General features: G+C 68.3%; 12 protein-coding genes. 8 read left to right on the top strand and 4 right to left on the bottom strand.

Annotation, left to right across the window (positions count from 1 at the left end; translation table 11 throughout):
* Positions 1-116: 116 nt before the first annotated feature.
* Both WAL33_RS12835 and WAL33_RS12830 read left to right on the top strand, forming a co-directional pair.
* Positions 117-1,667 carry a class I adenylate-forming enzyme family protein gene (locus WAL33_RS12835; protein ID WP_422181939.1) on the top strand — a complete coding sequence of 517 codons (1,551 nt, stop codon included), beginning with the start codon at positions 117-119 and terminating at the stop codon, positions 1,665-1,667.
* Between the two features lie 130 nt (positions 1,668-1,797).
* Positions 1,798-2,778, top strand: a complete 981-nt coding sequence (locus WAL33_RS12830; protein ID WP_422181938.1) for a DegT/DnrJ/EryC1/StrS family aminotransferase — start codon at positions 1,798-1,800, stop codon at positions 2,776-2,778.
* A 144-nt stretch (positions 2,779-2,922) separates the two neighbouring features.
* On the opposite strand, the gene WAL33_RS12825 is transcribed toward WAL33_RS12830, so the two are convergent.
* Complete coding sequence (locus WAL33_RS12825) at positions 2,923-3,942, bottom strand: adenosine deaminase (RefSeq protein ID WP_422181937.1); 1,020 nt, start codon at positions 3,940-3,942, stop codon at positions 2,923-2,925.
* A 95-nt stretch (positions 3,943-4,037) separates the two neighbouring features.
* Between WAL33_RS12825 and WAL33_RS12820 the strand changes: the two genes are divergently transcribed.
* The gene (locus WAL33_RS12820; protein ID WP_422181936.1) at positions 4,038-4,430 is read left to right on the top strand and encodes a hypothetical protein; all 393 of its coding nucleotides are present in this window, start codon (positions 4,038-4,040) and stop codon (positions 4,428-4,430) included.
* 149 nt (positions 4,431-4,579) lie between these two features.
* Here WAL33_RS12820 and WAL33_RS12815 read toward each other — a convergent pair whose 3' ends face one another.
* Both WAL33_RS12815 and WAL33_RS12810 read right to left on the bottom strand, forming a co-directional pair.
* On the bottom strand, positions 4,580-5,470 hold the full coding sequence (locus WAL33_RS12815; RefSeq protein ID WP_422181935.1) for a pirin family protein: 891 nt from the start codon (positions 5,468-5,470) through the stop codon (positions 4,580-4,582).
* Between the two features lie 248 nt (positions 5,471-5,718).
* Complete coding sequence (locus WAL33_RS12810) at positions 5,719-6,216, bottom strand: Lrp/AsnC family transcriptional regulator (protein WP_029914476.1); 498 nt, start codon at positions 6,214-6,216, stop codon at positions 5,719-5,721.
* Between the two features lie 142 nt (positions 6,217-6,358).
* On the opposite strand from WAL33_RS12810, the gene WAL33_RS12805 reads away from it, so the two are divergent.
* The 5 genes from WAL33_RS12805 (at position 6,359) to WAL33_RS12785 (ending at position 11,981) form a co-directional block, all read left to right on the top strand.
* Positions 6,359-9,802: an indolepyruvate ferredoxin oxidoreductase family protein gene (locus WAL33_RS12805; RefSeq protein ID WP_422181934.1), complete on the top strand. Its 3,444-nt coding sequence runs from the start codon at positions 6,359-6,361 to the stop codon at positions 9,800-9,802.
* Between the two features lie 62 nt (positions 9,803-9,864).
* Positions 9,865-10,167 (top strand): hypothetical protein, encoded by a 303-nt coding sequence (locus WAL33_RS12800; RefSeq protein WP_422181933.1) that lies wholly within the window; start codon positions 9,865-9,867, stop codon positions 10,165-10,167.
* Positions 10,164-10,439 carry a type II toxin-antitoxin system RelE/ParE family toxin gene (locus tag WAL33_RS12795; protein WP_422181932.1) on the top strand — a complete coding sequence of 92 codons (276 nt, stop codon included), beginning with the start codon at positions 10,164-10,166 and terminating at the stop codon, positions 10,437-10,439. Before WAL33_RS12800 ends, WAL33_RS12795 begins: the two co-directional genes overlap by 4 nt.
* The gene (locus WAL33_RS12790; protein ID WP_422181931.1) at positions 10,436-11,551 is read left to right on the top strand and encodes an NAD(P)/FAD-dependent oxidoreductase; all 1,116 of its coding nucleotides are present in this window, start codon (positions 10,436-10,438) and stop codon (positions 11,549-11,551) included. Before WAL33_RS12795 ends, WAL33_RS12790 begins: the two co-directional genes overlap by 4 nt.
* A 58-nt stretch (positions 11,552-11,609) precedes the next feature.
* Positions 11,610-11,981: a hypothetical protein gene (locus WAL33_RS12785; RefSeq protein WP_422181930.1), complete on the top strand. Its 372-nt coding sequence runs from the start codon at positions 11,610-11,612 to the stop codon at positions 11,979-11,981.
* Between the two features lie 126 nt (positions 11,982-12,107).
* Here the strand turns inward: WAL33_RS12785 and WAL33_RS12780 are convergent.
* On the bottom strand, positions 12,108-12,527 hold a 420-nt coding region (locus WAL33_RS12780; RefSeq protein WP_422181929.1), incomplete at its 5' end, for a PQQ-dependent sugar dehydrogenase.

Below are 12,527 nucleotides of genomic sequence, written 5' to 3'. Positions count from 1 at the left end.
CCCTAAGGGGGAGCATCTTTCAGGATGCGCTGACCTAGATCCTCCCCCTTTGGGGGAGGTGGCCCGGAGGGCCGGAGGGGGCAGCGCCGCCGTGAGCTGCTTTTGGGACAGACACCATGACCACCATCGCCGCCATGATGACCGCCGACTACGGCGTGATGGGCGACATCCTGCGGCAGCGGGCGGCGGAGCTGCCCGGGCATCCCGCCGTGGTCATGGAGACCGGCGAGACCGTCACCTACGCCCAGTTCGACGCCCTGGCCGACCGCGTCGCCGCCGCCCTGCAGCGCGACGGGATCCAACAGGGCGAGGCCGTCGCCGTCTGCGCCCTGTCGTCGATCCCCTATGCGGCTCTGTTCCTGGGCGCGTTGCGGGCCGGCGTGGCGGTCGCGCCGCTGGCGCCGTCTTCCACGCCCGAGGCCATCGCCGGCATGGTCGCCGACTGCGGGGCCAGACTGTTCTTCATGGACGCCGGCGTGGCCGAGGCCCAGAAACCCGCCCCGATCGCCGTGCGCTATATCGCCCTGGACGGCGCGGACTTCGGCGAGGCTTTCGACGCCTGGCTGGCGCCGGTCGGGGCGATCCCGGCCGCCGTGGCCATCGCGCCCGAAGAGCCGTTCAACATCATCTATTCCAGCGGCACGACCGGCGCGCCCAAGGGCATCGTCCAGTCGCACGGCATGCGCTGGAAGCACGTGTTCCGCGGCGATGCGGTGGGCTACGGCCCCGAGGTCGTCACCCTGCTGTCGACCCCGCTCTATTCCAACACCACCCTGGTCTGCTTCTTCCCCACCCTGGCGGGCGGGGGCACGGTGGTGCTGATGAAGAAGTTCGACGCCGGCAAATACCTGGAGCTGGCCCAGCAACACCGCATGACCCACACCATGCTGGTGCCGGTGCAGTATCGCCGCCTGATGGACCGGCCGGACTTCGACGGCTTCGACCTGTCGTCGACGGTCATGAAATTCTGCACCAGCGCCCCGTTCTCGGCCGAGCTGAAGGCTCAGGTCCTGGCGCGCTGGCCCGGCGGGCTGGTCGAGTATTTCGGCATGACCGAGGGCGGCGGCACCTGCATCCTGTTTGCCCACGAGCACCCGGACAAGCTGCACACGGTGGGCCGTCCCGCGCCCGGCCACGACATCCGGCTGATCGATGAGGACGGCGTCCAGGTCGGCCCCGGCGTGGTCGGCGAGATCGTCGGCCGCTCGGCGGGGATGATGAACGGCTATCACGGCCAGCCGGGCAAGACCGCCGAGGCGACCTGGATCTCGCCCGAGGGCTGGAGCTTCATCCGCACCGGCGACGTCGGCCGGTTCGACGAGGACGGCTTCCTGACCCTGATGGATCGCAAGAAGGACATGATCATCAGCGGCGGCTTCAACATCTACCCCAGCGACATCGAGGCCGAGATCGTCAAACATCCCGACGTGGCCGAGGCCGCGGTGGTCGGCGTGCCCTCCGACGCCTGGGGCGAATCGCCCGTGGCTTTCGTAGCCGTTAAGCCCAATGGACGAATTGACGCGGAGGGTCTGCGGACGTGGGCCAATGCCCGCCTGGGCAAGACCCAGCGGCTGGTCGACCTCAAGCTCGTGGAATCCCTGCCGCGCAGCCATATCGGCAAGGTCTTGAAGCGCGAGCTGCGCGACGGTTGGACGGCTTCTGCCTAGGCGAAAGATTCCGGATACATTTTGCCGCGACGGCGCGCCGCATCTGGGGCGGGCGAGTCACTCGATACGTTTGCTTAACCATAAAGGCGCTGTCGCGTGACAGGGCCGGATTGTTCGGAAGCGACGTCTGATGCAAGCCCTCCCCAAAGTGTCGCCAGAAGCCCGCAGACAGGCCAAGGCCGAAGCCGCGCTCGCGGCCGCCGGCGTTCCGCTGGATTTCGCCGCCGTCGCCAAGGTGCTGCGCCAGGGTCTGGCGCCGGGCCTGGACGCCAAGCTGGCCGACCGCTTCGACCGTCCCACCGCCGTCCGCGCCGTCTCCACCCGCGTGGCCGCCCTGAGCGCGGCCTTGATCGCCTTGGGCGTACGCCGCGGCGGCGTCTGCATCGTTCCGGCGCTGGCCTCGTTCGCCACCCTGCAGGGCGTCGTCGCGGCCGGCCTGCGGCCCTGGCTGGTCGACGTGGATCCCTGCAGCTGGATGTTCGATCCGGCCCACCTGCGCGAGCGTCTGGGCGAGGCCCCGCCGCCGATCGAGGCCATCGTCCCGACCTGCGCCTTCGGTCGCGCGCCGGACATGAACGCCTGGGCCGCTTTCCAGCGCGAGACCGGCCTGCCGATCGTGGTCGACGCCACCGACGGCTTCGACGTGATCATGGACGCCCCGGTTCCCGTGGTCGTCGGCCTGCCGGGCGGGCGCGGCGTGTTCGTGGCCAGTCAGGACGCCGACTTCATCGCCAGGCTCGATGCGCCGGCCTTCACCGGCGACGCCGGACTTGACGGCTGGTCAGGCCAGCGCCTGCGCCTGGCCACCGCCGCCCAACGCCTGCGCATGCTGCTCTTGGGCGCGCCGATCAGCTTCCAGCCGGGCTGGGGCATGAGCTGGGTGTCCGACGCCTGGGTCGTCAGAGTTTCGCCGGGCGCGGCTCCGGTCGTGGCCGCCAAGCTGGCGGAGATGGGCTACGCGACCAACCCGGTCGGTCCGGGCATCGTCATCCGCGACCACACCCCGGTCGCCGACCGCCTGGCCAAGTCGGTGCTGAGCCTGCCGTTCCATGCGGATCTGGGGATCACGGAGCTGGACGAGTTGGCCGAGGCGGTGCGGAAGGCGCTTTAGCGGCTAACACTTGCCCCCTACGGATCGCTGCGCGATCGTCTTCCCCCACCGGGGGAAGAGGGCGCGCATACCCCTCCTCCGCCCCCTATGGGGGCGGACAGACCGCGAAGCGGTCAGGTGGGGGCAAGGCGGTGAGCCGCTGCCCTACTGTGCCGCCACGTAAGCGTCGATCCCCGCCACCCGTCGAGCCTTCTCCGCCTCGTCCAGGAACGACCCCGTGAAGCTGTTCTTGGCCAGGGTCACCAGCTCGTCGCGCGTCAGGCCCACGGCCTGCGCCGTCTGGACGTAGTTCTCCAGCAGGTAGCCGCCGAAATAGGCCGGGTCGTCGGAATTGACCGTGGCCTTCAGGCCCAGCTTCAGCATGCGCTTGAGGGGATGCTCCTTCAGGTCCGACACCCCGCACAGCTTCAGGTTCGACAGCGGGCAGACCGTCAGGGTCGTGCCGTCCTGCACCAGGCGAGCGGTCAGGCAGTCGTCCTCCAGGGCGCGGTTGCCGTGGTCGATGCGGTCGACGTCGAGGATGTCCACCGCCTCCCAGACATAGGCCGGGGGGCCTTCCTCGCCGGCATGGGCCACGATCTTGAGGCCCAGGTCCCGGGCCGCCTGCATCACGCGGGCGAACTTGGCGGGCGGGTGGCCGACCTCGGAGGAGTCCAGGCCGACGCCGGCGATCCTGTCGAGATAGGGCTTGGCCTGCTCCAGGGTGGCGAAGGCGGCGGCCTCGTCCAGGTGGCGCAGGAAGCAGAGGATCAGCTTGGAGGTGACGCCCAGCGTGCGCTCGGCTTCATCCATGCCCGCCGTCAGCCCGGTGATCACCGTGTCGAACGCCACGCCGCGGTCGGTGTGGGTCTGGGGATCGAAGAAGATCTCGGCATGCGTGCCGCCGTCGGCCTTCAGCCGGCGGAAATAGGCCAGGGCCAGATCCTTGAAGTCGGCCGCCGTCAGCAGCACGCCCGCGCCCTGGTAATAGATGTCCAGGAAGTCCTGCAGGTTGGAGAAGGCGTAGGCGGCGCGGATCTCGTCCACCGTCTTGAAGGGCAGGGCGACGCCGTTGCGCTCGGCCAGCTCGAACATCAGCTCGGGCTCGAGGCTGCCCTCGATGTGCATGTGCAGCTCGGCCTTGGGCAGGCCGCGGACGAAGGTTTCGAGGGCGAGATCAGTCATCCCAATGTCTTCGGACCGGCGGGGCGCGGGGTCAAGAGTGGGAAGGGCGCCGGAGCCTCTTCAGGCGGGACTGCTCGCGGTTTAGAAGGACGGCGATGAGCCAGGAAGATCCGCCCTCCATGCCCGCCCGTTTCGAGGACCCAGGCCCCGACATCGGCCTGGCCGAGGCCGAGGCCTCGGCGCTGTACGGCCGCGACTATCGCAAGACGCTGGCCAGCGACGACGGCTTCCAGCGGCTGGACGCGGTGGAGCGGCTGGCGGGCGCCCGCGCCGCGCTGTCGGCCCAGGAGGTGGCGGTGATGGACATGGCCGCCGGACGCGGTCACGCCCTGGCCGAGATCGTCCGGCTGACGGGCCGCGAAATGGCCTTCGTCGAGACTTTGCTCCTGGGGGCCTGCGCCAAGCTGGTGACGCACTACCAAGCCGTGGGGGAGGCCGACGACGAGGTCGGGCCGGGGCCGCCGAGGCTGCCGGGGCCGTTCCTCTAGGGCGTATCGACCTTCAGTCGTCTGGGACGAAAACCTCGTCCTTCGACAAGCTCAGGATGAGGTTTTTCTAACGCTCAGGCCTGTAAATGGTCCTCATCCTGAGCCTGTCGAAGGACGAGGACCACGCACCGAGCGATACGCCCCAACCCCTACGACATCGGCGGCGCGGGCGGCGGCGGTTCGGGCAGGGGGGTGAACTCCTGGTCGTCCAGGTCGGGCAGCTTCATGCGCTGGGCCCGCCAGTCGGCCTTGGCCTGCTCGATGCGCTCCTTGGACGAGGAGACGAAGTTCCACTCGATGAAGCGCGGTCCCACCGGTTCGCCGCCCAGCAGCATGACGGTCGAGGGCTCCAGCGCCTCGAAGGTGATCGTCTCGCCCGGCTTGAACACCGCCATCTGGCCGGCGTGCAGCACCTGGCCGGCCGCCTCGACCTTGCCGGTGGCGACATAGGCCGCGCGTTCGGGATATTCGGCCGGCAGTCCGGCCTTGGCGCCGGCCGCCATTTCCCAGTGCACATAGAACAGCGGCGAGAACACCGGCACCTTGGCCGAGGCGCCGAACGCCTTGCCGGCCACCAGCGCCGCCTTCAGTCCGCCGTCCTCATAGATCGGCATCTCGTCGCGGGCGTGGTGCGAGAAGGCCGGGGCGATCTCCTCCTGCCCGTCGGGCAGGGCCACCCAGGCCTGGATGCCGTGCATGGCGCCGCCGTATTCGCGCAGGGTCTCGAAGCGTTCGGAATGGGTGATGCCGCTGCCGGCGGTCATCCAGTTGACCTCGCCGGGCCGGATGATCAGGTCCGAGCCGATGCTGTCCTTGTGGGTGATCTCGCCCTCGAACAGATAGGTCAGGGTCGACAGGCCGATGTGCGGGTGCGGCCGCACGTCGACATTGCGCGGGAAGCCGGGGTCGAACTCCACCGGGCCCATGTGGTCGAAGAAGGTGAAGGGTCCCACCATCCGCCGGCTGTGGAACGGCAGCACCCGCCCCACCTCGAAACCGCCGAGATCCTTGCGGCGCTGGTCGATGACGAGGTCGATCATGGGAAGGCTCCGGGAAGGCTGGAGCCTTTATTGTGGAGGGTGCGGGGAGGGGATTCTAGAAGAAACTGGCTCTCGGATCCTTCTCCCCTTGTGGGAGAAGGTGTCGGCGCAGCCGACGGATGAGGGGTCTCTCAAAAGGCAAACGCCGCGACCGGCCTTGCGGCTGATCGCGGCGTTCGATGTCTATCGCCCCCTCATCCGACCGCTTCGCGGCCACCTTCTCCCGCAAGGGGAGAAGGAAGACGGCGTCAGCTCAGCGGGCTGACATAGGGGCTGACCAGACCCAGCGGCACGGCCGTGGAGTTCTTGACGCCGCGGATGACGATCCGGCTCTCGATGTTGCTGACCAGGCCCAGCGACAGCAGCTTGTCACGCAGGAACTCGTCGAAGGCGCGCATGTCGCGGGTGACGATGCGCAGCTCATAGTCGGCCGCGCCGGTCACGGTGGCGCACTGCACCACCTCGGCCCACTTGCCGACGGCCTGCTCGAAGACCTCGAGGTTTTCCTTGGTCGGCAGCGAGAGCTTGGCGGTGCAATAGACCTCGAAGCCCAGGCCCAGCTTTTCGCGGTCCAGGATGGTCACGCGGCGCTGGATGACGCCCGCGTCCTCCAGCCTTTTGATCCGGCGCCAGCAAGGGCTGGACGACAGCCCGACTCGCTCCGCGATCTCCGCGACAGACAGTCCGGCGTCGTGTTGGATGAGATCCAGGATCTTGGCATCCACGGCGTCGAGTTGTTCGGACAAGATTTCCTCCCCCCAGAGGGTGATTGGCGCGTTGATCTTGCGCAAAGCGGCCTTGAGTCGGGCACACCTTGGGCAAACAATTTCCCCGTTTCTATAAGATATTGCTGGGCGGGCGAGAAGACCCGGGAGGAATTTTTTTGCTATGCGGCACTCCGAAGTCACGCTCGACGACAAATATCTGCTCGAAAATGGTCGCGCGTTCATCACCGGCGTGCAGGCTCTGATCAGAGTCCTCCTCGACCGAAAGCGACTCGACACCCGCGCCGGGCTCAATACGGCGGGCTTCCTTTCGGGCTATCGGGGCTCGCCCCTGGGGGGATTGGACCAGCAGGCCGCCCGCCTCTCCAAGCTGCTCACCGCCCATGACGTGGTCTTCAAGGAAGGCCTGAACGAGGACCTGGCCGCCACCGCCGTGTGGGGCAGCCAGCAGGCCAACCTGTTCCCGGGCGCGACTCACGATGGCGTCTTCGGCATGTGGTACGGCAAGGCGCCGGGCGTGGACCGCACCGGCGACGTCTTCAAGCACGCCAACTTCGCCGGGACCTTCCCGACCGGCGGCGTGCTGGCGGTGGCCGGCGACGACCACGCCTGCAAGAGCTCGACCCTGCCGTCGCAGTCGGAATTCGCCTTCCAGGACTTCGAGATGCCGGTGCTGTCGCCGGCCGACGTGCAGGAGGTGCTCGACTACGGCCTGCTGGGCATTTCGATGTCGCGCTTCTCGGGCCTGTGGACGGGCATGATCGCCCTGGCCGACACCATGGACAGCGGCGTGACCATCGACGTTTCGCTGGACCGCCATAAGCTGGTGATCCCCGAGTTCCCGATGCCGCCCGGCGGTCTGGGCATTCGGCTGAAGGATCAGCCCATGGAGAAGGAGCGCCGGCTCCGTCTGCACAAGATCCCCGCCGCCCTGGCCTTCGCCCGCGCCAACCATATCGACCGCGTGGTGCTGGGCGCCTCGCACGTCCGCGTCGGCAAGGCGCGGCTTGGCATCGTCTGCCAGGGGCAGGCCTATAAGGACGTGCTGGAAGCCTTCACCGCCATGGGCATGAGCCTGGAGGAGGCGTCGGACCTGGGCGTCTCGATCTACAAGGTCGGCATGCCCTGGCCGCTGGAGCCGCTGGGCATCCGCGCCTTCGCCGCCGGTCTCGAGACCCTGATGGTCATCGAGCACAAGCGCGGACTGATCGAACCGCAGGCCCGGGCCGCCCTCTACGACCTGCCGGCCCAGGCCCGTCCCCGGATCATCGGCAAGCTGGACGAGCACGGCCATCCGCTGCTGTCGGAGCTGGGCTCGCTGTCGGTGGCCGAAATCGCCCTGGCCATCTACGACCGTCTGCCGCCAGGCCCGCACATGGAGCGGGCCCAGGCCTATCTGAACCGCGTCTCGGCCGCCGGCGTCGCCGCCGTCAGCCTGGCCGCCGACCAGGCCCGCAAGCCGTTCTTCTGTTCGGGCTGCCCGCACAACACCTCGACCAAGCTGCCCGAGGGCAGCCGCGCCCTGGCCGGCATCGGCTGTCACTACATGGCCGGCTTCAACGATCCGATGACCGACCTGAACACCCACATGGGCGGCGAGGGCCTGACCTGGGTGGGCGCGGCGCCGTTCACCACCGAGAAGCACGTCTTCCAGAACCTGGGCGACGGCACTTACAACCACTCCGGCTCGCTGGCGATCCGGGCGGCGATCGCGGCCGGGGCCAACATCACCTACAAGCTGCTGTTCAACGACGCCGTCGCCATGACCGGCGGCCAGCGCGCCGAGAGCGGCTTCACCCCGGCCCAGATCACCCGCCAGCTGGCCAGCGAAGGCGTGGCCAGGACGGTGATCGTTGTCGACGAGCTGGAGCGCTATCAAGGCGTCACCGATCTGGCCCCCGGCGTCGAGGTCTTCCCGCGCTCCGAGCTGATGGACGTGCAGAAGATGCTGCGCGACACGCCGGGCACCACGGTGCTGCTCTACGACCAGACCTGCGCCACCGAAAAGCGCCGTCGCCGCAAGCGCGGGACCATGGCCAAGGCCACCAAGCGGGTGTTCATCAACCCGCTGGTCTGCGAGGGCTGCGGCGACTGCTCGATCAAATCCAACTGCGTGTCGGTCGAGCCGCTGAACACCGAGTTCGGCCGCAAACGCAAGATCAACCAGTCATCCTGTAACCAGGACTACAGCTGCGTCGACGGCTTCTGCCCGTCGTTCATCACCCTGGAAGGCGCGGAAAGCACAAAGGCCAAGAAGGCCCCGGCCCTGACGGCCGACTCCACGCCCCTGCCGGTGTTCGACGACTTCCACGGCGTGCGCCGGATCATCTTCACCGGCGTCGGCGGCACGGGCGTGACCACCGTGGCCTCGATCCTGGCCATGGCCGCCCACGTCGACGGCCGCTCCGGCAGCGTGGTCGACATGACGGGCCTGGCCCAGAAGGGCGGCTCGGTGTTCAGCCACGTCAAGATCGGCGAGACCGAGGAGACGGTGGTCGGCGGCCGCGTGCCGGCCGCCAGCGCCGACGTGCTGATCGCCTGCGACATGCTGGTGGCCGCCAGCCCCGAGGGCCTGTCGCTCTACGCCAAGGACCGCACCAGCGCGTTCGGCAACAGCGACTTCGCCCCCACCGCCGACTTCGTCACCAGCCGCGACATCCGCTTCGACAGCGGGGCCATGGCCCGGCGGATCAGGGGCGCGACCAAGAGCTTCGACGCCTGCCCGGCCCAGCACCTGGCCGAGACCCAGTTCGGCGACGCCATCTTCGCCAACATGATCATGGTCGGTTTCGCCTGGCAGCGCGGGGTGATCCCGCTGTCCAGCCGCGCGATCTATCGGGCGATCAAGCTGAACGGCGTGGACTACGAGTCCAACCTGGCCGCCTTCGAGCTGGGCCGCCGGGTGGCGCACGACCCCGCGTCGATGGGGCCGCGCGATGCGGACGTGCCGACGCCGGAGACGATGCCGCTGGAAGACCTGATCGCCAAGCGCGCCGCCGACCTGACGGCCTATCAGAACCAGGCCTACGCCAAGCGCTACCTGGCCAGGATCGAGAAGGTCGCGGCGGCCGAGGCCGCCAACGGCGGCGGCGGCCCGGATGGAGGAGGGGCTCTCACCCGCGCGGCGGCCATCAACCTCTACAAGCTGATGGCCTACAAGGACGAGTATGAGGTCGCTCGCCTCTATACCGACGGCCGGTTCGCGGCCGAGCTGGCCGGAACCTTCAAGGGCGGCAAGGCCAAGGTCTGGCTGGCCCCGCCGATCATCGGCGCCAAGAACAAGGACGGCACCCCGCGCAAGATGGCTTTCGGCGGCTGGATGCTCGACTACGCCTTCCCGGTGATGGCCAAGATGAAGGGCCTGCGCGGCGGTCCGCTGGACGTGTTCGGCGCCACCGAGGAGCGCCGCATGGAGCGCGGTCTGATCGTTGACTACGAGACCACCCTCGACCGCCTGGCCGGCGGCCTGACGCCCGAACGTCTGCCGCTGGCGGCCCGCATCGCCTCGGTCCCGCAGGAGATCCGCGGCTACGGCCACGTCAAGGACGCCTCGGTGGCCAAGGCCAGGACCGAAGCGACGGCCCTGTGGTCGCAGTGGGAGGGGTAGGGGGCGCCCCTCGGCGGGAACAGACATCTAGCGCCTTGGCGGAGCCGTGCTAGGCTGGGCGCATGAACAAGCCCGTTCAGCCAAGGCCCGTCGTGGTGGCCCTTAGGCCCGAGGATGCTTTCGACCTCGGAGAGCGCGTGGCGCGTGGCGAATTCTCGTCGCTGGACGAGGCTGTGGCCGCCGAGCTGGCGGATCTGAATTATCGCCGCGCTGTCGAGATCATGGGCGGACCCGAGAAGCTCGAACGCTTCCTCGACGAACTTGAGGCCGAAACAATCGATCCCAAGGATTATGTGGACGCGGAGAACGTCTTTCGGGAATTGCTGGCGGAGCTCAAGACGCGCGCCGAGGCCGCCGGGGAGTGAGTCGAAGACTCGTCGTGACACCACGTGCTCTCCGTGACCTGAAGCGCATCGGTGATCACATTGCGGCGGACAGTCCGCGGGCGGCTGAGCGGTTCATCTCGGCCTTACGGGCGGATCTGGACAAGCTGATCCCCTTTCCCTTCATGACCCAGGCGGTCGGCAGCCATCCTCGCTTTCGGCGGCTCCCCTATGGGGCCTATGTCGTCTTCTACGAGGTGACCGACAGCGAGATCGTGATCCGCGCCATAGAGCATTCGGCGACTCTCAAATGACTCAAGCGTTCGATTTCGACGTCGTCGTCGTGGGGGCGGGGGCCGTGGGCCTGGCCTGCGGCTATGCCCTGTCCCGGCGAGGGCTGGTGGTGGCGGTGCTGGAGGGCGAGGGCCACATCGGCCAGGGCGTATCGTCGCGCAATTCCGAGGTGATCCACGGCGGGCTCTACTATCCCACCGGCTCGCTGAAGGCGCGGCTGTGCGTCCAGGGCCGTCGGCTGCTCTACGCGTTCCTCGACACCCATCACATCGACTACAAGAAGTGCGGCAAACTGGTGGTGGCCACCGACGAAAGCGAGATCCCCCAGCTGGAGGCGATCTTCCAGCAGGCCCTGGCCAACGATGTCGAGGGGATGGAGCACCTGACTGGCGCCCAGGCCCGGGCGTTGGAGCCGGGTCTCAACGCCCACACCGCCCTGCTGTCGCCCGAGAGCGGCGTGTTCGCCAGCCACGACTACATGCTGGCCCTGCAGGGCGAGATCGAGGCGGCCGGGGGGGCGGTGGTGGTCAACACCCCGTTCGAGGGCGCGACGCCCCTGGCCGGCGGCGGCTTCAGCGTGCGGATCGGCGGGGCCGAGCCCGCCGACCTGACCTGCCGCCTGCTGGTCACCGCGCCGGGACTTTCCGCCCAGGCCGTGGCCGGGACCATCGAGGGCTTTCCCGCCGACCAGATCCCGGCGGCGCACTATGGAAAAGGCGTCTATTTCCGGCTGGCGGCCAAGGCGCCGTTCCAGCGGCTGATCTATCCGCCGCCGATCCATGGGGCCCTGGGCACCCACTATCGCAACGACCTGGGCGGCCAGGCGGTGTTCGGGCCGGACCTGGAATATGTTCCGGCTCCCGACTATTCGGTCGATCCGGCCAAGGCGGCCGCCTTCGCCGCCTATGTCCGCAAGTTCTGGCCTGACGTGCCGCAAGACCTTCTGGTTCCCGACTATGCCGGGGTGCGGCCCAAGATCCACGGTCCGGACGAACCCCAGCCGGACTTCCTGCTGAGCGGCGCCGAGACCCACGGTCTGGAGGGGCTGATGGCGCTGTTCGGCATCGAGAGCCCGGGCTTGACCAGCTCGCTGGCGATCGGCGAAGAGGTGGCGCTGCGCCTAACGGCCTAGAGGCTTGCCACCAACCGCCGCTTCGCGCGTTGCAATCTTGGCTTTTCAGGAGGGCGCGATGCTGGACGACTTCATTGATAGACTTATTTCGCGGTTGATGACCGGCGCCGGCCTGATCATGGCCGCGGCGATCGCCGCGGTGGCGGCGGCGATGGCGGTGTTCGCCTTCCTGAGCCAGTGGGTCGGCTCGGCCTGGGCCTACACCATCGTCGCGGCGACGGCGGCGTTGGCGGTGACGATCTGGGCGCTGATGCAGAAGCGGCATCTGGCCCGCACCCGCCAGCCGCCGCTGGACAAGCGCGTGCTGGCCATGATGCAGGAGCATCCGACCGCCTCGTTCCTGGCCGGTATGGCCGCCGCCACCCTGCTGAAGGGCAAGCCGTCCATGGCCGCGAGCCTGTGGGAGGCAAGGAAGGGGAAGCCGAAGTAGGGGTCTTAAGATCCTCCCCCTCTGGGGGAGGTGTCGCGGAGCGACGGAGGGGGATTGCTGAGCCGGCGGGGAGAACCCCCTCCGACCCTCTGGGCCACCTCCCCCAGAGGGGGAGGATTTAAGGACCTACCCCTTCGGCGAAATCCGCAACACCCGGCCGTCATCCTCATCCGTCACCAGGTACAGCGCCCCGTCCGGCCCTACCTTCACGTCGCGGATGCGGAAGTTCAGGTCCGACAGCAGGCGCTCCTCGCCGACCACCTGCTTGTCCTTCAGCGTCAGCCGCACCAGATAGCCCTTGAGCCCGCCGACGAACAGGCTGCCCTTCCAGGCCGGGAACAGGTCGGCGTCGTAGAACGCCAGACCCGAGGGGGCGATCACCGGATCCCAGTAATAGAGCGGCTGCTCCATGCCCTCGTGCTGGGTGATCCCGTCGCCGATCGGCTTGCCCGAATAGTCCTCGCCATAGGTGATGGTCGGCCAGCCGTAGTCCTTGCCGGCCTTGGGGGTGTTGATCTCGTCGCCGCCCTTGGCGCCGTGCTCGAC

This window comes from Caulobacter sp. (assembly GCF_049283275.1).
In the GTDB taxonomy this organism is placed as follows: Bacteria; Pseudomonadota; Alphaproteobacteria; order Caulobacterales; family Caulobacteraceae; genus Caulobacter.
Note: the sequence above shows the minus strand (reverse complement) of the source record. Positions and strands in the feature narration are given on the sequence as shown.

What these genes read in the sequence shown, in the direction of transcription:
- WAL33_RS12835 (WP_422181939.1), top strand. Translation starts at nt 117, where the DNA reads ATGACCACCATCGCCGCCATGATGACCGCCGACTACGGCGTGATGGGC.
- WAL33_RS12830 (WP_422181938.1), top strand. Translation starts at nt 1,798, where the DNA reads ATGCAAGCCCTCCCCAAAGTGTCGCCAGAAGCCCGCAGACAGGCCAAG.
- WAL33_RS12825 (WP_422181937.1), bottom strand. Translation starts at nt 3,942, where the DNA reads ATGACTGATCTCGCCCTCGAAACCTTCGTCCGCGGCCTGCCCAAGGCC.
- WAL33_RS12820 (WP_422181936.1), top strand. Translation starts at nt 4,038, where the DNA reads ATGAGCCAGGAAGATCCGCCCTCCATGCCCGCCCGTTTCGAGGACCCA.
- WAL33_RS12815 (WP_422181935.1), bottom strand. Translation starts at nt 5,470, where the DNA reads ATGATCGACCTCGTCATCGACCAGCGCCGCAAGGATCTCGGCGGTTTC.
- WAL33_RS12805 (WP_422181934.1), top strand. Translation starts at nt 6,359, where the DNA reads ATGCGGCACTCCGAAGTCACGCTCGACGACAAATATCTGCTCGAAAAT.
- WAL33_RS12800 (WP_422181933.1), top strand. Translation starts at nt 9,865, where the DNA reads ATGAACAAGCCCGTTCAGCCAAGGCCCGTCGTGGTGGCCCTTAGGCCC.
- WAL33_RS12790 (WP_422181931.1), top strand. Translation starts at nt 10,436, where the DNA reads ATGACTCAAGCGTTCGATTTCGACGTCGTCGTCGTGGGGGCGGGGGCC.
- WAL33_RS12785 (WP_422181930.1), top strand. Translation starts at nt 11,610, where the DNA reads ATGCTGGACGACTTCATTGATAGACTTATTTCGCGGTTGATGACCGGC.